The sequence below is a fragment of the Catenulispora sp. EB89 genome (assembly GCF_041261445.1).
In the GTDB taxonomy this organism is placed as follows: domain Bacteria; phylum Actinomycetota; class Actinomycetes; order Streptomycetales; family Catenulisporaceae; genus Catenulispora.
This window is the reverse complement of sequence record NZ_JBGCCU010000022.1, coordinates 171,194-195,072: the sequence shown is the minus strand read 5'-3', so window position 1 is coordinate 195,072 and position 23,879 is coordinate 171,194. Positions and strand designations below refer to the sequence as shown.

General features: G+C 71.9%; 21 protein-coding genes. 3 read left to right on the top strand and 18 right to left on the bottom strand.

Going from position 1 to position 23,879, the window contains the following annotated elements; translation table 11 throughout:
- Positions 1 to 227: 227 nt before the first annotated feature.
- Positions 228 to 1,400, bottom strand: a complete 1,173-nt coding sequence (locus ABH920_RS36515; protein WP_370353834.1) for an FAD-dependent monooxygenase — start codon at positions 1,398 to 1,400, stop codon at positions 228 to 230.
- Between the two features lie 177 nt (positions 1,401 to 1,577).
- Entirely contained in the window at positions 1,578 to 2,453 is an 876-nt protein-coding gene (locus ABH920_RS36510; RefSeq protein ID WP_370353833.1) for a LysR family transcriptional regulator, read from the bottom strand.
- Between the two features lie 94 nt (positions 2,454 to 2,547).
- Between ABH920_RS36510 and ABH920_RS36505 the strand changes: the two genes are divergently transcribed.
- A complete protein-coding gene (locus ABH920_RS36505; protein ID WP_370353831.1) occupies positions 2,548 to 3,789 on the top strand; it encodes an MFS transporter in 1,242 nt (413 codons plus the stop codon).
- Here the strand turns inward: ABH920_RS36505 and ABH920_RS36500 are convergent.
- The 16 genes from ABH920_RS36500 to uraD form a co-directional block, all read right to left on the bottom strand.
- Positions 3,707 to 5,269 (bottom strand): nucleobase:cation symporter-2 family protein, encoded by a 1,563-nt coding sequence (locus ABH920_RS36500; RefSeq protein WP_370353830.1) that lies wholly within the window; start codon positions 5,267 to 5,269, stop codon positions 3,707 to 3,709. The genes ABH920_RS36505 and ABH920_RS36500 overlap by 83 nt on opposite strands.
- Before the next feature lie 296 nt (positions 5,270 to 5,565).
- Positions 5,566 to 6,603, bottom strand: a complete 1,038-nt coding sequence (alc, locus tag ABH920_RS36495) for an allantoicase (RefSeq protein WP_370353829.1) — start codon at positions 6,601 to 6,603, stop codon at positions 5,566 to 5,568.
- Positions 6,600 to 7,931 carry an allantoinase AllB gene (gene allB / locus ABH920_RS36490; protein WP_370353828.1) on the bottom strand — a complete coding sequence of 444 codons (1,332 nt, stop codon included), beginning with the start codon at positions 7,929 to 7,931 and terminating at the stop codon, positions 6,600 to 6,602. Before allB ends, alc begins: the two co-directional genes overlap by 4 nt.
- Positions 7,928 to 9,256, bottom strand: a complete 1,329-nt coding sequence (locus tag ABH920_RS36485) for a glycerate kinase (RefSeq protein WP_370353827.1) — start codon at positions 9,254 to 9,256, stop codon at positions 7,928 to 7,930. Before ABH920_RS36485 ends, allB begins: the two co-directional genes overlap by 4 nt.
- Positions 9,253 to 10,971, bottom strand: coding sequence for a glyoxylate carboligase (gene gcl, locus ABH920_RS36480; protein WP_370353842.1), 1,719 nt, complete (start codon positions 10,969 to 10,971; stop codon positions 9,253 to 9,255). The genes ABH920_RS36485 and gcl overlap by 4 nt, the downstream gene beginning before the upstream one ends.
- A gap of 11 nt (positions 10,972 to 10,982) precedes the next feature.
- The gene (locus ABH920_RS36475; RefSeq protein ID WP_370353826.1) at positions 10,983 to 11,888 is read right to left on the bottom strand and encodes a 2-hydroxy-3-oxopropionate reductase; all 906 of its coding nucleotides are present in this window, start codon (positions 11,886 to 11,888) and stop codon (positions 10,983 to 10,985) included.
- Complete coding sequence (locus ABH920_RS36470) at positions 11,885 to 12,709, bottom strand: hydroxypyruvate isomerase family protein (RefSeq protein WP_370353825.1); 825 nt, start codon at positions 12,707 to 12,709, stop codon at positions 11,885 to 11,887. Before ABH920_RS36470 ends, ABH920_RS36475 begins: the two co-directional genes overlap by 4 nt.
- The gene (locus ABH920_RS36465) at positions 12,706 to 13,095 is read right to left on the bottom strand and encodes a gamma-glutamylcyclotransferase (protein ID WP_370353824.1); all 390 of its coding nucleotides are present in this window, start codon (positions 13,093 to 13,095) and stop codon (positions 12,706 to 12,708) included. The genes ABH920_RS36470 and ABH920_RS36465 overlap by 4 nt, the downstream gene beginning before the upstream one ends.
- Entirely contained in the window at positions 13,092 to 14,564 is a 1,473-nt protein-coding gene (locus tag ABH920_RS36460; protein ID WP_370353823.1) for an XdhC family protein, read from the bottom strand. Before ABH920_RS36460 ends, ABH920_RS36465 begins: the two co-directional genes overlap by 4 nt.
- A complete protein-coding gene (pucD, locus tag ABH920_RS36455) occupies positions 14,557 to 16,884 on the bottom strand; it encodes a xanthine dehydrogenase subunit D (protein ID WP_370353822.1) in 2,328 nt (775 codons plus the stop codon). The genes ABH920_RS36460 and pucD overlap by 8 nt, the downstream gene beginning before the upstream one ends.
- Positions 16,884 to 18,248, bottom strand: coding sequence for an 8-oxoguanine deaminase (locus tag ABH920_RS36450; protein WP_370353821.1), 1,365 nt, complete (start codon positions 18,246 to 18,248; stop codon positions 16,884 to 16,886). The genes pucD and ABH920_RS36450 overlap by 1 nt, the downstream gene beginning before the upstream one ends.
- A complete protein-coding gene (locus tag ABH920_RS36445) occupies positions 18,245 to 18,718 on the bottom strand; it encodes a (2Fe-2S)-binding protein (protein ID WP_370353819.1) in 474 nt (157 codons plus the stop codon). Before ABH920_RS36445 ends, ABH920_RS36450 begins: the two co-directional genes overlap by 4 nt.
- Positions 18,715 to 19,587: a xanthine dehydrogenase family protein subunit M gene (locus tag ABH920_RS36440; RefSeq protein WP_370353817.1), complete on the bottom strand. Its 873-nt coding sequence runs from the start codon at positions 19,585 to 19,587 to the stop codon at positions 18,715 to 18,717. Before ABH920_RS36440 ends, ABH920_RS36445 begins: the two co-directional genes overlap by 4 nt.
- Before the next feature lie 19 nt (positions 19,588 to 19,606).
- Positions 19,607 to 20,470: a factor-independent urate hydroxylase gene (gene pucL, locus ABH920_RS36435; RefSeq protein ID WP_370353816.1), complete on the bottom strand. Its 864-nt coding sequence runs from the start codon at positions 20,468 to 20,470 to the stop codon at positions 19,607 to 19,609.
- Positions 20,471 to 20,473: 3 nt separating this feature from the next.
- Positions 20,474 to 20,803: a hydroxyisourate hydrolase gene (uraH, locus tag ABH920_RS36430; RefSeq protein ID WP_370353815.1), complete on the bottom strand. Its 330-nt coding sequence runs from the start codon at positions 20,801 to 20,803 to the stop codon at positions 20,474 to 20,476.
- On the bottom strand, positions 20,800 to 21,435 hold the full coding sequence (uraD, locus tag ABH920_RS36425; RefSeq protein ID WP_370353814.1) for a 2-oxo-4-hydroxy-4-carboxy-5-ureidoimidazoline decarboxylase: 636 nt from the start codon (positions 21,433 to 21,435) through the stop codon (positions 20,800 to 20,802). The genes uraH and uraD overlap by 4 nt, the downstream gene beginning before the upstream one ends.
- Before the next feature lie 232 nt (positions 21,436 to 21,667).
- On the opposite strand from uraD, the gene ABH920_RS36420 reads away from it, so the two are divergent.
- The gene (locus ABH920_RS36420; RefSeq protein ID WP_370353813.1) at positions 21,668 to 23,266 is read left to right on the top strand and encodes a PucR family transcriptional regulator ligand-binding domain-containing protein; all 1,599 of its coding nucleotides are present in this window, start codon (positions 21,668 to 21,670) and stop codon (positions 23,264 to 23,266) included.
- 28 nt (positions 23,267 to 23,294) lie between these two features.
- On the top strand, positions 23,295 to 23,864 hold the full coding sequence (locus ABH920_RS36415; RefSeq protein WP_370353812.1) for an NTP transferase domain-containing protein: 570 nt from the start codon (positions 23,295 to 23,297) through the stop codon (positions 23,862 to 23,864).
- Positions 23,865 to 23,879 lie beyond the last annotated feature (15 nt).

The following is a 23,879-nucleotide window of genomic DNA, read 5'->3' as shown; positions in this document are numbered from 1 at the left end:
GCGCCACCCAGCGAGGTCACCAAACCTTAGGCGAAGCCGTAAAAAGCTCTTAAAACCCACCAACAAACCGCACCCACACATCAAGCAGGGGCGCCCATTTTGTTAGGGCATTATCGCCTCTTATACGTAGATATAGCACGCGCCACTGACACCGCCAGCGTCACCGCCGGCGCCACCACCGCCGGCAGCAGCAACCCGCGCCGCCCAACCGAACTGCGCCCGCCTCCTCAGCTGGCCACCGATCCCGGAACGCTGTACGAGCCGCGCTCGTTCAACGCCTGCGGATCGCGATCGTCCGCGATGCGCGTGCCGGGCTCCGGGCCCGCCTCGCGTTGTGACGCCTGGAGCGCCGCGGTCGGCGGCCTGCGCATCGCCTCGTACTGCGCGAGGGCGCCGTCGATCGAGTACACGGTTCCCAGTGCGTGGGCCAGGATCCGAGCGTCCAGGATCGCCTGCGACGTGCCGTGCGAGCCGATCGGGTGCATCGGGTGCGCCGCGTCGCCCAGGAGCGTGACCCGGCCCTGTGTCCAGCCGGGCAGCGGATCGCGGTCCGTCGGCGGGCACACGTAGACCGCGATCGCGTCCTCGATCAGGCCTCTGATGTCGAGCCGGTCGGAGGCGAAGTGCCCCAGCAGTTCGGCCCGGTCCGCCTCACGGGTCCAGTCGCCCCTCGCCGACAGCGGAAGCTCCGGGCGTTCCGCGAGCGGCGCCTCGGCGACCCAGCCGGTCAGCACCTTGCCGGTCCGCCGATCCGGCGCGGACAAGGGGTAGCGGACGAACCTCCGGGTGCCGTCGCCGGCCACGATCATCGAGCGGCCGGTCGAGAACGGCTCGGCCAGCGTCGTGCCACGCCACGTCATCGTGCCGTTCCCGACCGGCGCAGCCTCTGCGGGGTTCATCTGCGCGCGAGCCACCGAGTGCACCCCGTCCGCCCCGACCAGCAGATCGGCCCATTCCGAGTGGGTCCCGCCGTAGGCATCCGCGAACAACGCCTCCACAGCGCCGCCGGGGATCTGCACGTACCCGGTGAGACGCGCGCCGGTACGCACCACATCCGTCCCCATCCGCGCGAGCACCGCGTTGTAGAGCGCCATCTGCAACTCCCCGCGACGCACGGCGTACTGCGGCCACCGGTACCCGGCCGCCAGCCCACGCGGCTCGGACCAGACCCGCGTCCCGCCGGACAGGTCGTAGTACGCCAGCTCCTCCGTCGCCACCCCGCACCCGGCGACCGCCTCGGCCAGACCAAGCTCGGTCAGCTCGCGCACCGCATGCGGCAGCAGGCTGACACCCCCGCCGAACGACCGCAGCGCCGGTGCCGCCTCCGCAACGCGCACATCGCTCAAACCTGCGTCGTGCAGGCTCAGCGCCGCCGCCAAGCCACCGATACCCGCGCCCACGATGAGAATCCGAATGATCAGTTCCCTTACTTCCTTGATGTGGGCTCCATCATGGAGGCCACATCAAAGACGCGTACGGCGACACGCCGCCACATTCGGCATAACCGAGAAATAACACCCTCGCGAGCGACCCCACGGCCATGGCCACGGCCACCGCCACCACCACCGCCACCACCATCAAGGCTCAGGCCACTGACTCTCGATGAACGCCAGAAACCGCGCCGCCGCCGGCGCGAGCGTGTGGTCGGTACGCCACGTCAGCCCGATCGTCCGGCGAGCGGCCGACGCGGTCAACGCGATGCCGACGGTGCCGCTAAGACCAGCGAACTGCTCCGGCACGACCGCGACCCCGAGTCCCGCAGCCACCAGCCCTTCGATCGTCGCCAGATCCGCGCTCTCGAACGAGATCCGGGGCACCACGCCAGCCTCGGCCAGCAGCGCATCCACCAGCGTCCGGAAGCCGAACCCGACCGGCGTGATCACCAGCTCCTCCTCAGCGATCTCGCTCAGCGCCACCCGCTTGCGTTCGCGCAGGCGATGCGTTGGCGGCACGGCCAGGACCAGCCGCTCGCGCTGAAGAGGCAGCCAGCCGAAGTCGCCCTCCGGCCGCGGAAACGTCACCGCCAGCTCAGCGGCCCCGGTGCGCAGATCCGCCTGGATGTGGTGGCCGGGCTCCTGGCTCAGCAAGACTCGAACGCCGGGCGCGTGCCCGTGAAACGCCCGCAGCAGCTGCGGCACCAGCGACGTCGCCATCGAGTCCAGGAACGCCAGCCGCACCACTCCCCCGTCCGGATCCAGGCGCGCCGACAGCTCCGTGGTCAGCTGCTCGTACCGAGCCAGCAGCTCCCGCGCCGCGGCCACGACGAGATCGCCGTTCGGATTCGGCGCGACGCCGTCCGGCGCCCGTTCGAACAGCCGCGTCCCCAGCTCGGCCTCGACCCGCGCCAGCGCGCGAGACAGCGTCGGCTGGCTGACGCCCAGGATCGCGGCGGTGTCGGTCATGTGGCGATGGTCGGCCAAGGCCACGAGCCAGCTCAGATCACGCAGCAGCACAAGGCCCACGATACGACGGTCGATACGTGATGCGCATCGAGGTGGCCCACTTCTGCTATTGGACGCATGGCAAAGATCGAGTCACGATCGTCGAGTGAGCACAGTCGCCGACCCCATCACCGCGCGACCCGAGCACCAGGGCCACCTCCCCGGCACCCCGGAGTTCCGCCGCGTCCTCACCGCCCTGTTCGCCGCCGGCATCGCGACCTTCGTCCTCCTCTACGACACCCAGGCCCTGCTCCCCGACCTCGCGCACGCCTTCCACGTCTCCCCCACCGAGAGCACGCTCACGGTCTCGGCGACCACCGTCGGCCTGGCCCTCGCGCTGCTGGTGTTCGGCCCGCTGTCCGAAGCCCTGGGCCGCACCGTCCTGATCCGCTTCTCCATGGCCGCCTCGTCCGTGCTGGCCCTGGCCTGCGCGCTCGCACCCACGTGGGACTCGCTGATCGCGCTGCGGCTCCTGGCCGGCGTGGCCCTCGCCGGCCTGCCCGCCGTAGCCACCGCCTACCTGCGCGAGGAGATGCACCCCTCCGCGCAGGCGCGCGCCGCCGGGCTCTACATCGGCGGCACCGCGATCGGCGGTATGGCGGCGCGCCTGGTGACGGCGCCGATCGCCGAAGTCGCCGGGTGGCGGTGGGCTCTGGTGGCCGCCGCCGGTGTCTCCACGGCCTGCGCGATCGTCGTCGCCGTCACGCTGCCGCCGTCCCGGCACTTCGTCGCGACCCGCCTGCGCGGTCGGACCGTGCTCGCCATGCAGCGCCGAGCCCTGGCGGACCCGGCGCTGCTCGCGCTCTACGCGCTCGGCGCCTGCGCGGTCGGGGCGCTGGTCGCGGTGTTCAACGCGGTCGGTTTCCGGCTCACCGCCGCGCCGTTCCATCTGGGCGTCGGGCTGGTGAGTCTCATATTCCTGACGTATTCACTCGGGACGGTCAGCTCCACGGTCTCCGGCCGGCTGGCCGACCGCCTGGGGCGGCGGGCGATCGCGCCGATCGCCTGCGCCGTCGCGTTCGCGGGCGTGCTGCTGACGCTGACCGGCTCGCTGCCGGTCGTCGTCGTCGGGATCGGCGCGCTGACCGTCGGGTTCTTCGCCGTGCACGGCCTGGCCAGCGGCTGGGTGACGGCGCGGTCGCACGCGTCCGGTGCCAGCCCCAGCCAGGCCGCGGCGTTCTATCTGTTCTCGTACTACGTCGGCTCGTCCGTGTTCGGCAGCCTGGGCGGCCGGGCCTGGTCGGCCGACGGCTGGCCGGGCGTGGTCACGGTAGCGGGCTCGCTGCTGGGGATCGCTGGAGTGCTAGCGCTGGCGCTGCGTCGGATCCCGCCGCTGGCCGCGCCGTGAGGGCGGCGCCGGAGGCGGTGTGCCCGGGCACCGTGACGCCGGGTACCGCGACCCCGGGTACCGTCGCCCCGGGCACCGTGACCCCGCCGCCGAGGTGGTTGAACACCAGGTTCAGCGTGAAGGCCGCCACCACCGCGATGGTGATCGGGCTGCCGAACACGATCTGCGCCCAGTCCGGGAACTTCTCGAAGAAGATCGAGTTCCCGAAGCGGTCGGAGGCGTAGGCCGGCAGCAGCGCCAGGCCCAGCGAGGTCGCCACGACGAGCAGGTTGTGGTTGCCGTGGAACTCGGCCTTCTTCAGCGTCTGGATGCCCACGGCGGTGACCGTCGCGAACATCACCAGCGCCGCGCCGCCGACCACGAACTCCGGCACCGCCGCCACGAACGCCCCGACCTTCGGCACCACGCCCATGACCACGAGCATGCCGCCGGTCACCGCGGTGACCCAGCGCGAGCGCACGCCGGTCATCTGCACCAGGCCGACGTTCTCGGCGAACAGCGTGTCGGGGAAGGAGTTCATCGAGCCGCCGAGCAGCGCCGACAGGCCGTCGGCGGCCAGGCCGCGGGTGATGTCGCCGCCGGTGAGCTCCTTGCCGGTCATCTCGGCGACCGCGATCATGTCGGCGGTGGACTCGGTGTAGGTGACCAGCATGACGATGCACATCGAGATCACGGCGGCGGCGTCGAAGCGCGGCGCGCCGAAGTGGAACGGGGCGGCCAGGCCCAGCCAGTCGGCGTGCCCGACGCCGGACAGGTCCCAGGAATGCGTGCGGGTGCCGCCGGACCAGCTGTGCGTGAACAGCGCCAGCAGGCTGCCGGCGACGATGGCCAGCAGCGGGGCGATCTGGCCGAGGAAGCCGCGCAGCGTACGGGCCAGCAGCAGGATGCCGAAGACCACCGCGAAGGCGACCATGATGTGCGAGACCTGGCCGTAGTGCGGGTCCTCGGTGTCGTGCCCGGCGATCATCGCGGCGGCCGGCCCGATCAGCGACAGCCCGATGACGGTGATGACGATCCCCGCGACCAGCGGTGGGAAGAAGCGGATCACCTTGGCGAAGGGTTTGGCTATCAGCAGGCCGAAGACGCCGGAGCAGAGCATGGCGCCGTAGACGTAGGGCAGGCCCTTCTCCCCGCCGAACTTCGCGGCGATGGTGATCATCGGCGGGATGACGGTGAACGTCGCCCCGGCCACCACCGGCAGCCGCACGCCGAACAGCTTGCCGACGCCGACCGCCTGGATCAGCGTGGCGATGCCGGCGACCAGCAGGTCGGCGTTGACGAGCAGGGCGATGGTGGCGGCGGAGAGCTTGAGCGCGCCGCCGACGACGAAGGGGACGGCGATGGCGCCGGCGTACATGATGAACAGGTGCTGCAGGCCGAGGACGGTCAGCCGGGGCGCCGGCAGGACCTCGTCGACCGGATGGACGTCTGGGACCGGGGGTTTGGCAGTATCGCGCGTGCCGCTTTCGGATGTGCTCATGGAGGGGCTCCCTTGGCGTGAGGGGTTTTCGCTGAGCCGTGCGCGCTGAGTCAGGAAACGGGGGGCGCGAGCCGACATCCGTTCCGGGCGAGTTTTCGCGGGCTGTTCACCTATTGGATGCGAAGCTAGTCCGCCGCCTGATACCCGGTCAATGACGCTCATCGAATTTTTCTATAGTGACGCAGAATTCGTACCTTCCCACAATGCAGATTACTGCGAAACCGAAAAAGGGCATGGCGATACCCTCGCCGTCGAATTCCTACGGCGAGGGAATGCCATTCCGGGTGGGATTTTTGCTATGCGTGGTCCGTCCATCGGGCACGGACCGCGGCGAGGCCGGCGTCGGTGAGGCTGCCGAAGACGCGCAGGCGTGCCACTCCCCCGTCGGGGCGTACCTCCAGGCGCAGATGGGTCACGGGACGTGCGGTTTCCAGGCGGAAGCGGTGCCTGTAGTCCGGCAGCATGCGGGTCTGGCCGATCACCTCGAACCAGTCCGAGCCGGCGTCGTGGCCGGGCTGGTCCGCGCCGAGCAGGACGATGTGGTCCGGGGCGTTGCCCTTGTAGTTGGCGGTGTCGATCTCGATGACGGCCGGGACGCCTTGCGCGGCCAGGCGGACTTCGATCCAGTCTCCGGCGTCGTCGCGGCGGCGCGCCGTCTCCCAGCCCTCGCCCATGACGCGCGACTCAGCCGGTTTGATGAGGTTCTCGGGGGCGGAGAAGAACATGTTCGACGCGGCCACGATGCGCGCGCCGTTGGTCAGCGCCGCGAGGTCCACGCCTCCTGCGTCGAGGAACCGCGGGTCCGGGACGGCTTCGCCGTAGACGCGGAAGCGGGCTATGCCGCCGTCGGGGATCATGGCGAGGCGGACGTGCGTGAAGCGGCGCGTGCTCTCCACTGCGAAGTGGTGCTCTGAGTCCCCGGACAGCGCGCTGGTCGGGACGATCTCGGTCCACTCGGCGGCCAGCAGCTGCGCCGGGGTCGGGAAGCCGGGGACGCTGGCCGCTTCGACGGTGGCATAGGGCGGGTAGTTGCCGATGAAGAACGCTGTGTCGACGGTGACGCCGCGGATCACGCCGGGCAGGCCGAGGCGCACGATCGTGGAGTCGTGCTCGGTGCCGTCGACCCCGGGTCCGCCGGGGCGTCGGCGGCGGGTCTCCCAGCCGTCGACGATCTGGCCTTTGTGGCCGAAGGTATGGGGGCTGAACGTCGGCGGTTCGGGGCGGATCAGGGCTTCCTTCTCGCCGAAGAACTCGTCGTTGGCCCAGACCACGGCGCCGCCGACGTCGCGGGCCGCGAGGTCGGTCAGGCCGGTGAAAGGCGGGGTGTCGCTCATCGGGCCTCCGAGGGCGTGAGGAATCGTCCGCGCGGGACGGCGGTCACCGGCTCGCCGCGCAGGTAGGTGGCTCTTACGACGCCGCGCAGCTCGCGGCCGGCATAGGGCGTGATCGGGTTCTTGTGGTGCAGGTTCGCCGGATCGACGGTGAAGGCGGCGTCGGGGTCGAACGCCACCAGGTCCGCGTCGCAGCCCTCGGCGATGCGGCCCTTGGCGGGGAGTCCGGCCAGCTCGGCGGGGCGCGTCGCCATCCAGGTCGTGACCTCGGCCAGGCCGTAGCCGCGGGCCCGGGCACCGGTCCACACCGCCGACAGGCCGAGCTGGAGCGAGGAGATGCCGCCCCAGGCCGCGGCGAAGTCGCCGGAGTCAAGCTGCTTGAGGTCGGGTGTCGAGGGCGAGTGGTCGGAGACGACGATGTCGATCAGGCCCTCGGCCAGCGCCGCCCACAACGCCTCCCGGTCGGCGGCGCCGCGGATCGGCGGGCAGCACTTGAACTGCGTGGCGCCGTCGCCGATCTCGTCGGCGCTGAAGGTGAGGTAGTGCGGGCAGGTCTCGGCGGTGATGCGCACGCCCTCGGCCCGCGCGGCGGCCAGGCGCGGCAACGCTTCGGCGGCGGCGAGGTGCAGGATGTGGACGCGTGCGCGGTATTCGCGGGCGGCGTCGATGACGGCGGCGATGGCGCTGTCCTCGGCGGCGGCCGGACGCGAGTCGAGGAAATCGCGATAGCGGGTACTGGAAGGCGCGGCGGCGAGGCGTTCGGCGTTTTCGGCATGGACGATGAGAAGCCCGTCGAACCGGGCGATCTCGCGCAATGCCTCACGCATTTCCGCGACGGTCAGCGCGGGGAACTCCTCAACGCCGGAATCGGCGAGGAAGCATTTGAACCCGAAGACCCCCTTTTTATGCAGCGGACGCAGCGAAGCGGTGTTTCCGGGAATCGCACCGCCCCAGAATCCGACATCGACGAAGCACTTGCCGTACGCCGCTTTGCGTTTGACGGCGAGCGCCGAGACGTCGACGGTCGGCGGGATGGAGTTGAGCGGCATGTCGATGACCGTGGTGACGCCCCCGGCCGCCGCCGCACGCGTCGCGGAGGCGAAGCCCTCCCAGCGCGTGCGACCGGGCTCGTTGACGTGGATGTGGGTGTCCACAAGCCCCGGCAGCAGCGCGGTGTCGGCGAGGTCGAGATCGACCCGCGCGCTGAAGGCGGCGCGGTAGTCGCCGACGGCCGCGATGCGTCCCGCGCGAACGCCGACCGCGGCGGCCCGGACACCGTCGGGCAGCGCGGCGCGGGTGGAGCGGAGGACGAGGTCGAAGGGATCGGTCATGAGGCGGCTCCACTGAAGGTGGCCACGGCGATGTCGGCCGCGAGCTGTTCGAGGAGCGGGCCGGCATCGAGGACGCACCGGTCGAGATCGGGCTCGATGCCGCTGAGCGTGTAGGCGGCACGGATGCCGGCGGTCTCGAGCTCGGCGGGAGTCAAGGTGCAGACACCGGCGACCGCGACGACGGGAACACCGGCTCGGGCCGCAGCTCGCGCGACGCCGGCCGGAGCCTTGCCGCGCAAGGACTGGGGGTCGAGGGAGCCCTCGCCGGTGATGACGAGGCGGGCGCCTTGGGCCTTGGCCGCGAAATCAGCCAGGTCGAGCACGATGTCAATGCCCGGCTCCAGTCGCGCGCCGAGAAGAGCCAGCGCTGCAAACCCGATCCCGCCAGCTGCGCCCGCACCCGGAGCCTCGGCAAAGTCACCATGAGTAGTTGCCGACCCACCATGGACTGCATTGACCGTCGCGGGGACGGCCGGGCCGGGGCCGAAGCCCCGACCCGACACGGTGTCCTGAATCGTGTCCTGAACCACGCGCGACCAGTTCGCCAGCGCCGCGTCGAGCAGCGCGACATCCTCGGCCGTCGCGCCCTTCTGCGGTCCGTAGATCGCGGCTGCGCCGTTCGGGCCGAGCAGCGGGTTGTCGACATCGCTGGCGACAATCAGCTCCTTGATCTCCGCCAGCTCCGCCAGGTCGATGCGCGCCAGCCGTGCCAGTGCGGCGCCGCCTCGTGGGAGCTCGTGTCCTGCGGCGTCGAGGAGCCGTGCGCCGAGTGCCTGGACCAGGCCCGCTCCCCCGTCGGTGCAGGCGCTGCCGCCGAGTCCGAGGATGATCCGCGTGCAGCCGGCGTCCAGTGCGGCGCGGATCAGCCGGCCCGTGCCGTACGACGTCGCCGACAGTGGCGCCGCCTCGCCGCGCGGGAGCCGCCGGAGTCCGGAGGCCTCGGCGACTTCGATCACCGCGGTGTCGCCGCGGACTGCGAAGCCGGCCTCGATCGGTACGCCGGTCGGGCCGGTCGCGCGGGTCAGGACCCTGGCGAAGCCCGCCTCGACCGCCGCGTCGACCGTGCCCTCGCCGCCGTCGGCGACCGGGATGGTGCGGATGCCCAGGCCCGGCACGGCGCGCCGCAGGCCCGCCGCCAGGTGCGCGGTGGCCTCGGCGGCGGTCAGGGAGCCCTTGAACTTGTCCGTCGCCAGCAGGACGTGCCCCGCGCTGGACACCGTCCTGCTCGCCGACGATTCAATGGTCCCGTCAATGGTGCCGGCCGTCGGCGCTGGGCCCGCAGCAGCTCGCGCCGCGCTCGCCGGCACCGGCTCGGGCACCGTCATGCCGGCTGCTGCTCGGGCAGCGGCTCGAACTCGCGCACCGCGTCGATCGCGGGGCCGTGCGGGGTGTTCGCCTCGCGCTCGATCATGATCTCCACCAGCACCGGCCGGCTGGTCGCCGCCGCCTGCTTGCGGGCCCACTCCAGGGTGGGGCGGATCTCGTCAGGGGCGAACACGCGGCGTCCCGAGCATCCGTAGGCCTCCATGATCTTGACGTTGTCGGTGCCGTAGTCGTCGTAGTGGATGTCGACCTGGTAGTTCATCTCGTAGCCGATCGACGCCTGGCGGATCAGGCCCAGGTACTCGTTGTTCAGCATGATCAGCACGAACGGGATGTCGTACTGCGCGCCGACCGCCAGCTCCTCCACCAGGAAGTGGAAGCCGTAGTCGCCGACGATGCCGACGACCTCGGTGTCCGGCTCGGTGTGCCGCAGCGCGGTCTTCACGCCGATCGCCGCCGGGATCTCCCAGCCCAGCGGACCGGCCTGGCCGCAGACCTGGTAGCGGCGCGGCTGGTATGCCTTCTGATGCTGGCCGCCCCAGATCTGGTAGAGCCCGATCGCGGTCACGAAGTAGGTCGAGGGGTCGAAGATCTCGTTGATCTCCTTGTAGACCCGGGGCGCCTTGATCGGCACGGAGTCGAAGTCCTCGCGCCGGGTCAGCGCGGTCTTGAGCGAAGACACGCGAGACGCCCAGCCGGCAGGCCCACGGTCGGCAACGCCGCGCGCCTTCGCCGCCGCCAGCAGCGCCCGCAGGAACAGCCGCGCGTCCGACACGATCCCCAGGTCCGGCTCGAACACCCGCCCCAGCTGCGTCGCCTCGATGTCGACGTGGATGAACTTCCGCTCGCCCCGGTACACGTCCAGCGTCCCGGTGTGCCGGTCCCCGAACCGCGCCCCGACGGCGAGCACGAGGTCTGACTCCAGGAACGAGGCGTTCCCGTACCGCTGCGAGGTCTGCACGCCGGTCATCCCGGCGTACAGCGGGTCGTCCTCGTCCACGGCCCCCTTGCCCATCAGCGTCACCTGCACCGGGATCCCCAGGTACGCCACCAGCTCGCGCAGCTCCGCGGCCGCGTCGGCGATGATCACGCCGCCGCCGGCCAGGATCAGCGGACGCTCGGCGGCCAGCAGCATGTCCAGCGCCTTCTCCACGCGCGGGGCGTGCGGCTCGACGACCGGCACCGGCAGCGGCGAGTCCAGCGCCGCGTCGTACTCGATGAACTGCTTGGCGACGTCCAGCGGGATGTCGATGAGCACCGGCCCGGGACGCCCCGAGCGCGCGACGCGGAACGCCTCGCGGAAGATCCACGGCGCGGTCGCCGCCTCCTTGATCTGCACCGCCCACTTCGTCACCGGCGTCGCGCAGCCGACGATGTCGACGGCCTGGAACGCCTCCTTGTCCAGCGCCGTCGAGACGGCCTGGCCGGTGATGACGATCATCGGGATCGAGTCGGCCATCGCCGTGTACAGGCCGGTGATCATGTTGGTCCCGGCCGGACCGGAGGTGCCGATGGCCACCCCGACCCGGCCGTTGGTCCGGGCCCAGCCGTCGGCCATGTGCGTGGCGCCCTCCTCGTGGCGCACGATCAGGTGGTCGATGCCACCCTCCTCCTCCATCGCCTTGTACAGCGGCAGGATCGCGGCGCCGGGGCAGCCGAAGGCGGCGTCGACGCCCTCGGACTTCAGGACCTGCACCACCGCGTTCATCACGGGCATCTTCATGAGCTTCAGTTCGCCTTTCGTGCGGCACCGCCGGAGCGGCCCGACAGGTTCTCGGCCACGGCCAGCAGCGCGGAGTGGTCCCGGTCGCCCAGGCCCTGCGAGCGCGCGGCCTGGATCAGCGCGGCGACCAGGTTGGTCAGCGGCAGCGCCACCTCGGCCTGCCGGGCCGCGTCCAGGGCGATGCCCATGTCCTTGTGGTGCAGGTCGATGCGGAATCCGGGCTTGAAGTCGCGGGCCAGCATCGAGGCCCGCTTGAGCTCCAGGATCCGGGAGCCGGCCAGGCCGCCGGCGAGCATGTCCAGGCCGGCGGCGGCGTCCACGCCGGAGGCCTCCATCAGCACGATCGCCTCGGCGACCAGCGCGTACGTGCCGCCGACGACCAGCTGGTTCGCGGCCTTCACGACCTGCCCGGACCCGGCCGGCCCGCACAGCGCCGCGACCTTGCCGACCGCGTCGAACACCGGACGCGCGGCCTGGAACACCTCGGGCTCGCCGCCGACCATGATGGACAGCACGGCGTCGATCGCGCCCTTCTCGCCGCCGGACACCGGGGCGTCCAGCACGCGCACTCCCAGCGCCGCACCGGCCTTCGCGACCTCGATGGAGGTCTCCGGGCGGATGGTCGAGAAGTCGATGAACAGCGTGCCGGGCTTGATGGTCTCGAACACGCCGCCCTCGCCGAGGACCGCCGCGGCGACCTGCGGGTGCGCCGGCAGCATGGTGATCACCACCTCGGCGCCGTCGATCGCCGAGGCGATCGAGCCCGCGCCGGTCCCGCCGGCGGCGGCGAGCTTGGCGACGTTGGGGGCGTTCAGGTCGTAGCCGGTGACCTCGAACCCGGCCTTGACCAGGTTCGCGGCCATCGGGGATCCCATGATCCCCAGCCCGATGAAGCCTATCTTCGTGCTCATATAAGCGATTCCATCCATTCGAAGCTGTCAGTGGTGATGCCGGTGGACGGCTTGTACTCCAGCCCGACCCAGCCCCGGCCGGACTCGGCGGTGTAGCCGGCCTCGGTCAGGGCCTTGAACAAGGCGGAGAAGTCCAGGGCACCGCTGTCGGGTTCGCCGCGCGCGGGGATGTCGGCGATCTGCACGTGCCCGAAGCGGTCGGCGTGGGCGGCGATCGTCGCGAACAGGTCTTCCTCCATGCGCGCCAGGTGGTAGAGGTCGCACAGGAAGGCCAGGTTGGTCGCGCCGGTCGCGGCCGAGACCCGGTCGATCTCGGCGAGCCCCGCCGCGGTGGAGGTGAGCGGGTACGCCGGGGACTCGATCGCGTTCAGCGCCTCGATCAGCACGGTCGCGCCGATCCGGGACGCCGCCGCGCTCGCCGCCGCCAGGTTCTCCAGCGCGAGTTCCTGCTGGAGCTCGACACGGCCCTCGATCCTGTTGCCGTACAAGGCGTTCAGGTTCCGGCAGCCGGTGCGCTCGGCGATCGCGACGGCCACATCGATGCTGTCGCGGAACCGGCCGGCGTGTTCGGGCACGGAGACCAGGCCGCGCGAGCCCACCGAGAGGTCGTCGAGGAAGTTCAGGCCGACCAGGCTTACCCCGGCGTCGTCCAGGGCGGCCAGGAACGCGTCCACGTCCTTGTCGGAGGGCACCGCCTCGGTCCCGAACGGCCACCAGAACTCCGCGGCGGTGAACCCGGCGGCGCGCGCGGCGGCGGGGCGTTCCAGCAGCGGCAGTTCGGTGAACAGGATCGAGAGGTTGATGTCGAAGCGGAGCGTCACTGGGCTGCCTCCAGGCTGGCCTTGTACGCACGCCAGTCGGCGTGGTGCGAGATGTCGCGGTAGGTGTGGGGTTCGGTGTAGGCGCGGCGCCGGACCATCGACAGGGTGCCGCCGCCGTCTTCGAGCTCGATGACGCCGAGTTCGAGCTCTTCGGGCTCGGACGGGAGCAGGGAGCGTTCCAGGACGTCCCAGGGCACGTCGTAGAGCTCGCCGACGACGCTCACGCCGCCGGACTCGACGGCCTCGATCGCCGGGAAGGCGTCGCCGACGGAGTAGAAGCGGTACTTCGGCGCGGTGCGGACGACGCCGACCAGCGGGGCGTCCCGCAGGAGGTGGTGCAGGGGGCCGCCGCGCATGGCGCCGCCGTTGAGGAACATCAGGGTCATGCCGGAACTCCGCTCTCGACAGGGGAAACGGCCGGGGTGTGGTGGATGGCGGTACTGACGTCGACCAGGCTGCGTCCGGTGCCGCCGTGCCGCGCCGCGACGATCTCGGCGGCGATCGACAGCGCGGTCTCCTCCGAGGTGCGCGCGCCGAGGTCGAGGCCGATCGGGGCGTGCAGGTTCGCGATCTCGGCGTCGGCCAGGCCGGCTTCGCGCAGCCGGTCGGCACGCTGCGCGCAGGTGCGGCGCGAGCCCATGGCGCCGACGTAGGCGACCGGCAGCCGCAGGGCCTTGACCAGCAGCGGGACGTCGAACTTGGCGTCGTGGGTGAGGACCGCGACGACGGTCCGGGCGTCGACGCGCGTAGTCTCCAGGTACCGGTGCGGCCACGCGACCACGACGTCGTCGGCCTCGGGGAAGCGGCGGCGGGTGGCGAAGACCGGTCGGGCGTCGCAGACGGTGACGTGGTAGCCGAGGTACTTGCCGACACGGACCAGCGCGGCGGCGAAGTCGATGGCGCCGAAGATGAGCATCCGGGGCGCGGTGACGAAGGACTCGATGAAGACGGTCACCGCCTCGCCGCAGTCCTGGCCCTCCCCCTCGGTCCCGACGGCGATGGTGCCGGTGGCGCCGGACTCGACCATCGCCCGGGCGTGCCGAGCCACGATCCGATCGAGGTCAGGGCTGATGGCACCGGTCGCGGCCCAAGGATCGCCGTCGACGGCGATCGACGCGCCGGGCGGGCCCCACAGGATCTCCGGGGCCTGCGGCCGCACCGCCATCGAACGGCCGACCAGCTCCGACGGTCCCGCGACAACGCGCGCCAACGCGATCGATTCGCCGGCGATGACGGCCGACAGCGCTGCCCTGATGGCCGACTCGGGCCGATCGGGGCTCGCCTCCGAGCCAGGCAACCCCGACAGTGCCGCGCCGATGGCCGACTCGGGCCGATCGGGGCTCGCCTCCGAGCCACGCATCCCAGACAGCGCCGCCCTGATGGCCGACTCGGACCGATCGGGGCTCGCCTCCGAGCCACGCATCCCAGACAGCGCCGCGCCGATGGCCGACTCGGGCCGGTCGGGGCTCGCTTCCGGAACTTGCTCGGCGTCGCGCGCCGGAGCGTCGGTCGCGAGCGCGGCGGGCTCAGCCGACTCGGCGTCCGGGAACACCGGCTGGATGAAGACCTCCAGCTCCCCGCCGCAGGTCAGCCCCACCGCGAAGGCATCATCATCGCTGTACCCGAAAGTCTCCAACACCGGCCGTCCGTGCTGCAGCGACTCGACGCAGAGCTCGTACACCGCCCCCTCGACGCAGCCGCCGGACACGCTCCCCACCACCGTGCCCTCGGCGTCCACCGCGAGCGCGGCGCCGAGTTCGCACGGGGCGCTGCCCTTCACCGCGACCACCGAGGCGACCGCGTAGGGCTTGCCGGCGGTGTGCCAGGCGTGCAGGTCCTCTGAGATGTCATGCATTGGTCAGGTCCTCCGGTCGGATCGGCACGCGCCGCAGGTCCAGACCGGTGGCGTCGCGGATGGCCGCCGCGATCGCCGGGGTCGAGGACAGCGTCGGGGGCTCGCCGGCGCCGCGCAGGCCGTAGGGGGCGCGGGGGTCGGCGTTCTCCAGGATCTCCATCTTCATCGGCGGCATGTCGAGGATCGTGGGGATCAGGTAGTCGGTGAAGGAGGGGTTGCGGACGATGCCGTCGCGGACCTGGATCTCCTCCATCACCGCCAGGCCGAGGCCCTGGGCGGAGCCGCCGTGCAGCTGCCCTTCCAGCGAGAGCCGGTTCATGATCTTGCCGACGTCCTGGACCAGGTCCAGCGCCACGACCTTGATCAGCCCGAGTTCCACGTCCACGTCGACGACCGCGCGGTGCACGGCGAAGGCCAGCTGCGTGTGCGAGTTCCCCTGGCCGGTGAACGGGTCCATGCGCTGCGTCGGGTGGTGGTGGTACTCGCGGGTCTCCTCGATCGGACCGGACGCCAGCACCTGCTCCAGGGTGGCGACCACGCCCTCGGACACCGACACGATCTTCCCGCCGACCAGGGACAGGTCGTCATAGTCCCGGCCGTGGTCCTTCACCAGCCGCTCGAACACCACGGCACGCACCGCCTCGCACGCGGTCTTCACCGCGCCGCCGGTCATGTACGACTGCCGCGACGCCGACGAAGAACCGGCGTTGCCGACCGAGGAGTCGGCCGGGTGGATGGCCACCTGCTCCACGCCCAGCTCGGTGCGCGCGATCTGCGCCTCCAGCGTGACCAGGCCCTGCCCGACCTCGGCGGCGGCGGTGTGCACCAGGGCCCCGACGGTGTCGCCGAGCAGTTCCAGCCGCACGCGCGCCGTGGAGTAGTCGTCGAAGTCCTCGGAGAAGCAGATGTTCTTGACGCCGAGGCCGTAGCCGACGCCGCGCACCACGCCTTCGCCGTGCGTGGTGTTGGCGGTCGAGCCGGGCAGGTTGCGCAGATCCGAGGTGTCGGCCGGGGCCGGCATCGGCAGCGCCTTGAGCGTCTCCAGCATCTCGGCGACCGGTGCCGGGGCCTCCACGACCTGGCCGGTGGCGAGCTTGTCGCCCTGGGTCACGGCGTTGCGCTGGCGGATCGTGACCGGGTCCAGGCCGAGTTCGGCGGCCAGCTTGTCCATCATCGACTCGTACGCGAAGCACGCCTGGACCGCGCCGAAGCCGCGCATCGCGCCGCACGGCGGGTTGTTGGTGTACGCCCCGTAGGAATCGATCCGGATGTTCGGGATGACGTACGGCCCGACGCCGAGCGAGGCGGCGTTGCCGACGACGTTCAAAGTGGCCGAGGTGTAACCGCCGCCGTCCAGCACGATCTCCACGTCGGCGAACACCAGCTTGCCCTCGGCGGTGGCGCCGTAGGTGTACCTCATCCACGCCGGATGCCGGTGCACGTGCCCGAAGAAGGACTCCTCGCGGTTGTAGACCATCTTCACCGGTTTGCCGACCCGCAGCGCCAGCATCGCGGCGTGGATCTGCATCGACAGGTCCTCGCGTCCGCCGAACGCGCCGCCGACGCCGGACAGCGTCATCCGGACCTTCGCCTCCGGCAGGCCCAGGCACGGGGCGACCTGCAGAAGGTCGTTGTGCATCCACTGGGTGGCCACATAGAGGTCGACGCCGCCGTCCTCGGCCGGAACCGCGAGCCCCGATTCGGGCCCCAGGAACGCCTGGTCCTGAATGCCGACCTCGTATTCGGCGGAGACGACGACGGCGCACCGCGCGCGCACCGCCGGGTCGTCGACGTCGGCACCGACCCGGACCGGCTGGTGCCGCACGAGGTTGCCGTCCGGGTGGACGCGGGGCGACTCCGGGTCGAAGAGGGCGCGCCGCGCGTCGACCACCGGTTCGAGCACCTCGTAGTCGACCTGGATCAGCTTCAGGGCCCGCCGCGCCGTCTCCGGGTGGTCCGCGGCGACCAGCGCCACCGGCTCGCCCTGGTGCCGGACCTCGCCGATGGCCAGGACCGGCTGGTCGCGGACGTCCAAGCCGTAGAGCTTGTAACCGGGGACGTCCTCGTGGGTGAGGATGGCGTCGACGCCGGGCAGCGCCAAAGCGGCGGCGAAGTCGATGGAGCGGATCAGGGCCCTGGGATGCGGGCTGCGCAGGGTCATGCCCCAGACCATGTCGTCCATGAACAGGTCGGAGGAGTAGGCGAACTCGCCCTTGACCTTCAAGGGGCCGTCGGGGCGGGTCGGGCTGTCGCCGACGCCGCCGGTGGTCGTGGACTGGTTCAGATCACGGGGTGCACGATCCGGAGCACGGGTAGCCATCAGGACGCCTCCATCAGCGAGCGGGCGGCGGTGCGGCACTCGCGGGCCAGTGCGGCCTCGTCGGCGGTGAGCAACGTCCCGTCCTCGACGACCGGCCTCCCGCCGACCGCGAGCAGCCGCAGCGGCGCCGGCGGACCGAAGACCAGCGCCGCGACCGGGTCGTCGATGCCGGCGTGGCCGAGGCCGTTCAGGTCCCACAGCGCGACGTCGCCGAGCTTGCCGACCTCCAGCGAGCCGATCTCGGCCGCGCGCCCGAGCACCTGCGCGCCGCCGATGGTCCCCAGGCGCAGCGAGGCGCGGGCGTTCAGGGCGTCGGCCGGGTCGGAGGACAGCGCGCGCAGCCGCGAGACGTACATCGCCTGCCGCAGCTCCTCGACCAGCATCCCCGACTCCTGCGACGCGGCGCCGTCCACGCCGAGGCCCACCGGCGCGCCAGCCGCCAGCAGGTCCTTGATCCGCGCGTGGCCGGAGCCCAGGCGCGCGTTGGACGACGCGCAGTGCGCCGTGCCGGTCCCGGTGTCGGCGAAGCGGCGGATCGCCGAGTCCGACAGGTGCACGCAGTGCGCCAGCCACACGTCCGGGCCGAGCCAGCCGAGCTTGTCGGCGTATTCGGCCGGCGTGCAGCCGTGCGTGGCCAGGCAGAACTGCTCCTCGTCCAGGGTCTCGGCCAGGTGCGTGTGCAGCCGGACCCCGTGTTCGCGGGCCAGCGACGCGGACTGCACCATCAGGTCGGAGCTGACCGAGAACGGCGAGCACGGCGAGAGCCCGATGCGCAGCATCGAGTCGAACGACGGATCGTGGTACCGCGTGATCGCGTCCTGACTCGCGGCCAGGATGTCGTCCAGCCGCTCCACCACGGAGTCCGGCGGCAGCCCGCCGTCGCTGTGGCCGCGGTCCATCGACCCGCGCGTCGGCTGGAAGCGCAGCCCGATCTGCCGGGCTGCCTCGATCTCCGCGCCGAGCAGGTCGCCGCCGTGGCGCGGGAAGACGTAGTGGTGGTCGGCCGAGGTGGTGCAGCCGGTCTTGGCCAGCCAGGCCAGGCCGCCGCGCGCGGCGGCGCCGAGCGTGTCCTCGGTCAGCCGGGCCCAGATCGGGTAGAGCTCGACCAGCCAGCCGAACAGCGCCTCGTCCTGAGCCAGCCCGCGGGTGATCCACTGGTAGAGGTGGTGGTGGGTGTTGACCAGGCCGGGGGTGGCCAGGCAGCCGGCGCCGTCGACGACCCGGGCGCCTTCCACACCAGGCGCCGGCCCCGAACCCACGGCCGTGATCCGGCCGTCCTCGATGACGACGTGTCCGGACTCGTACTCGGTGTTCGCGGCGTCGACCGTGGCGATCGCAGCGTTCTGGATGATGATCGTGCTCATGCCGCACCGGCCTTCACAGCAGCCGCCTCTCGGACGGCGTCCAGGATCTTTTCGTAGCCCGTGCAGCGGCACAGGTTCCCGGCCAGCGCCTCCCGGATCTCCGGGTCCGACGGGCTCGGATTGCGCTCGATCAGCGCGTGCGCCTGGACCAGCAGGCCCGGGGTGCAGAAGCCGCACTGGACCGCGCCGGCCTTGATGAAGCAGGACTGGATCGGGTCCAGCTGCTCGCCGTCGGCGAGTCCTTCGACGGTGCGTATCTCCCGGTCCTGCACCTGCCCGGCGGCCACCAGGCACGAGCAGACCGGGACGTCGTCCAGATAGACCGTGCAGGACCCGCATTCGCCCTGCTCGCAGGCGTTCTTCGAGCCCGGCAGTCCGACCCGCTCGCGCAGCACGTACAGCAGGCTCTCGCCCTCCCAGACGTCGTCGGCCTCGGCCCGGCGCCCGTTGACTGTGAAGGTCACTCTCATATCAGTTCCTCGCTGCTCTGATGCTCGCGCCAGGCCCAGGTCAGGGTGCGTCGGGCCATCACCGACAGCGCGTGCCGGCGGTAGGCGGCGGTGCCGCGGACGTCGTCGATCGGCGCGGCGGCGGCGGACACCAGCTCGCCGAACCGCTTCGCGACCCGCGGGTCGAGGTCGCCGCGGCCGTCCCAGGGCAGCTCGTCGGCCACGTACAGCTCGGCCTCGAACGCCCGGCGCGGGGTCGGGGCGGCCGAGCCGATACCGGCGCCGACCTTGCGCGCGCCGACGTCCAGCGCGACGGCGAAGGAGCACACGGCGATGACCATCGCGTTGCGGGTGCCGATCTTCGAGAACTGCTGCGGGCCCTTCTTCGGCGCCAGCAGCACCGCCTTGATCAGCTCGTCCTTCTCCATGGCGTTGCGCTTGACGCCGAGGTAGAACTCGGTCGCCGGGATCGTGCGCACGCCGCGCGCGGCGGACTCCACCTCGATCACCGCCTCGGTGGCGACCAGCACCGGGTGCGTGTCGCCGGCCGGGGAGGCCGCGCCGAGGTTGCCGCCGACGCCGCCGCGGTTGCGGATCTGCGGGGAGCCGACGGTGCGCGAGGCCATGGCCAGGCCCGGCAGGTCGGCGCGCAGCTCGTCGATGATGCGGGCGTAGGGGACGCTCGCGCCGAGCCGGATGGTGCCGTCGGCGTCCCGGCTCCACCGGTGCAGCGCCGGGATCCGGTTCAGGTCGATCAGGGCGCCGGGGCGGTGCCGGTCGAAGTTCAGCTCGACCATGACGTCGGTGCCGCCGGCGATGGGGACCGCGTCGGGCCGCTCGGCCCGGGCGGCCAGCGCCTCGGCCCAGGTCGCGGGACGTAGGAAGTCCACAGGTAGGCTCCGGTTGCTCTCAGGTCCAGGCCGGGCCGGCGTCGGGGGCGTCGTCGCGGTGCACGTCGCCCTCGATCAGGCCGTAGGGCCGGTCCGCGGCGATGAACGTCTCGTTGGCGTTGTCCAGGCCGAACGGGGCGGTGTCGTACAGGAAGTGGTGCTTGTTCGGCAGCTTCAGCCGGACCTCGCACAGCTCCGGGGCCTGCTCCAGCACCCGGGTGCCCATCTCGAACAGGGTCTGCTGGAGCGAGCGGCTGTGGGTTGCCACAAACGCCTCCAGCAGCGCGTTCCTGGCACGCTCGTAGGACTTGCCCCAGTCGCCGGATACGCCGGAGTGGCGCCACTGTGCGTTGATCTGCGTGGCCAGGATGCGGTCGTGGGCCTCGGCCAGGGTCGTGTACTCGTCCTTGACGTAGCCCCAGAACTCGGAGTCGGTGGAGTTCAGGACGGTGAGGTCCTTCAGGCCGGAGACCACCCAGACGTCGGTGCCGTCGTAGTGCACGGTGCAGGTACGAGTACCGCCGCCGCTGCGCAGGAACGAGTGCGGACCGTCTCCGATGCGCTCCCAGGCGTGCTCGTCGACCTCGACGCGGGCATGCGCGATGCTCGGCTGGGAGTCGACGAAGTGCCGCGCCAGCAGCAGCGCGTAGTCCTCGATCTCGACCGCGCCGTGCCGCTGCGCGAAGGCGAAGCAGGTGTTCTTCATGGTGTCGGTCGGCAGGACGCCGGAGTTGTCCCCGGTCAGGTGGGTCGCAGCCAGGTCGCCGGACAGGGCCACGGAGACGGTGAGGTCCTTGATCTGGTGGACCGGACCCTCCTTGGTGATCCGGACGACCCGGTTCTCGGCTTTGCCGTAACGGTTGTCCCCCAGGACGATCGACATCGGCTAACTCCCTCGATAAGTCGAGTAGGCGAACGGGCTGAGCAGCAGCGGGACGTGGTGGTGCGCGTCCGGGTCGGTCACCACGAAGGCGATCGCGACCTCCGGGTAGAAGAACTCGGCGACGCCGGCGGCCTGGAAGTAGGCGGCGGTGTCGAAGACCAGGCGGTGCGGGCCGCCGAGGAGCTCGGCGCCGAAGCGGATGCGGCCGTCGGCGTCGGTGCGCTCGCGGGCCACCGGCAGCCAGCCGTCGGGGCGGGCGACGTCGAGACGGACCGGCACCCCCGGGGCCGGACGACCGTGCATCGCGTCCAAGACATGAGTCGACAAGCTCATCGGGCGGCTCCAGCCGAAGCAGAGCCGGCGGACTCACCGGCTGCGGCCTCGGTGGCCGAAGTCGCACCGGCGGTCGCGTTGCTGGCTGCCCCCGCAGAGCCAGCACCCGCACCCGTACTCGCCGCGAGCCGTTCGAGCCGAAGCAGCACGATCGCGGCCAGCTCGCCCCGCACCTCCTGCTGCTCGGCCGCCGTCTCGTTCCCGAGCCGCCGCCGGGCCTCGGCCAGGATCTGCTCCGCCGGGCGCCCCGAGGCGCAGATCAGGAACACGTGCCCGAACCGGCGCTCGTACTCCACGTTCGCCCGCGCCACCGCGCCCAGCACCGCCGCGTCCCCCGACGCCGCCGCGGACTGCTCGGCCCGCGACCACGCCGCCTCCCGCGACTGCCCCGCCGCCTTGTCCCCGATCCGCGGATGCGCGTCCAGCGCCTCCAGCACGTCCGACCACCGGAGCGCCTTGATCCCCGCGCTCGCGGCCGCCGCCAGCTCCGTCCAGCCGCCGTAGGGCCGTCCGTCGACCATGGCGTCCGTCCACCGTCGGCTGGCGCAGCAGGCGCTCAGCGCGCGCCGCGCCTCGTCCGCGGACCAGGCGTTCAGCGCGGTCACCGCCTCGCGGCGGGCATCACCGGGCATCGGCGCCTCCTTTCCGGGCTTCGTGGGTGCCGGGCGGCACGATGGTGAGTGAACCGCCGCGGCCGGGGGCGCGGCCACGGGCCGAAACCATGAAGCGACGGTGCGTCTGTAACCGGGGTTTCGGAGGATCCTCCAAAGACGCCGCACGCAGGCCGTTCCTAGGCTGCGCGGAGCGGAGGTAGCCTCTTTTCGATCACGACCGCCCCGACGCCGGCCGCAGAAGGGAGTGACCATGCGACTGCGCGAACTCCTGGACACCCCGATGCCCGGCCTGGAGCTGCTGACCGGCCCGGACGTGCTGCTGGAGCGCGAGATCAGCTGGGTCGCCACCACCGACCTGCTGGACCCCGGCCGCTATCTCAACGGCGGCGAGCTGGTGCTGACCGGCCTGATCTGGCGGCGCGAGCCCCGGGACTCCGAGCGCTTCGCGCGCGCCGTGGCCGAGGCCGGGGCCGCGGCCATCGCGGCCGGCGACGCCTCCGGCGCGCCGATCCCGCGCGACCTGATCCAGGCCTGCCGCACGCACCGCACCCCGCTGTTCCGCGTCCCGACCGAGCTGGCCTTCGCCACGCTCACCGAGCACCTGGCCCGCCAGCTGTCCGCCGAGCGCGCCGCCGACATCGGCTCGGTCCTGGAACGCCACGGCCGCCTGGCTTCGGCCTCGGCCGCCGGCACCGCGCTGGCCCCGATCCTGGAGCTGCTGGCCCAGGACGTCGGCATGCCCTGCTGGGTCCTCACCCCGGCGGCCCGGCCGGTCGCCGCCTCGCACGAACCGATGCCGCCGGCCGAAGCCGAGGCGACGGTGCGCGAAGTGCTGCGCGCCGGCCAGCTCCCGGCCCGGATCCGCCGCCGCTCGGTGTTCGCCATCAGCTCCGGCTCCCCGCTGACCGACTGGTACCTGGTCTTCGACGGCGACCACAAGCGCTGGGACCCCCGGCGCCAGGCCCTGGCCTCGAAGGCGGCGGCGGTGCTGGCGATCGAGCGCGAACGGCTGGCCGCCCGCCGCGAACCGCTGCGGCAGCTCGGCGCCGAGCTGGTGCACCTGGTCGCCGAGGACGGCGGCGTCGCCGACATAGCCGCGCGCGCCGACCTGGTCGGGGTCGGCCCGGACACCGAGGTGCAGGCGATGGCGCTGGCCGGGCCGGGCGGCCAGTCGGCGGCGATACTGCGGGCGTTGCTGGAGGAGGTCACCCAGCGCACGCCCCGGAACGGCGAACAGGCAGCCCCCGCCGAGGCCGCGCAGCTGCCGGAACAACGGCGCGCCGCCGAACACCGCGGCGCCTCGGACCCGGACTTCCCGATCGCCGAGTTCGACGACCACGCCGTGGCCCTGGTCCCGAACCCGCCGCCGGACGTCACCGACCGCATCCGCGACCTCCTCACCAGCATGGCCGCGGGCCTCGGCCGCGAACGCCTGGCGATCGGCGTCGGCAGCCGCCGCGCGGAGAGCCTGCGCGCCACCGTCGACGAGGCCCGCCACGCCCTGCGCATCGGCCGGGCCCGCAACGACCAGGTGAGCGTCATCGGGCACGAGGAGCTGGCCTCGCACGTGCTGCTGCTGTCGGGGCTGCCCGAGGACGTGCGCGCGGCGTACTGCGACCGGCTGCTCGGACCGCTGCGCACCTACGACGCGCTGCACCGCTCGGACCTGGAGGCCACGCTGGAGACCTTCCTGGCGTGCTCGACCTCGTGGACCCGCTGCGCCGAGCAGATGCACGTCCACGTCAACACCCTGCGATACCGCATCGCCCGGATCGAGGAGCTGACCGGCCGGAGCCTGGCCGATCTGGAGACCCAGGTCGACCTGTTCCTGGCGCTCCGGCTGCGATAGGTCCTCGGAGGACACTGTGGATGCGGACGTGGCGGCGATCATTCTGGCCGCCGGCGGCGGACGACGGCTCGGCGGACGCCCCAAGGCCCTGCTGTCCCACGGCGGCGAGCTGCTGGTCGAGCGCGCGATCCGCACAGCGCGCGCCGGAGGCTGCGACACGGTGGTCGTCGTCCTCGGCGCTGAGGCGACCGAAGTCCAGCTCCGCGCGAACCTGGCCGGCTGCACGGTAACGGTGAATCAGGATTGGGCGACCGGCATGGGCTCGTCGCTGCGCGCCGGGCTGGCGGCGCTCGCAGCGGTCCCCGGTCCATGCCGCGCGGCCGTGATCCTGTTGGTGGACCAGCCGTTCGTCACCTCCGAGGCCGTCCGCGCCGTCACCGCCTCCGGCGCAGACCTCGCGGCAGCAACCTACGAAGGCCGCCGTGGCCACCCGGTCCTGATCGCCGCCCGGCACTGGCCCGAGGCGTCGGCCGCGGCCGTCGGCGATCGCGGCGCGCGGGACTTCCTGGCCCGGCACGAGGTGCTCTCAGTGCCCTGCGACGGCTCGCCCACCGACATCGACGTGCCCGCGGACCTGGCGTTGCTCGACGAGGCCTGAGCGCTGCGCCACCCG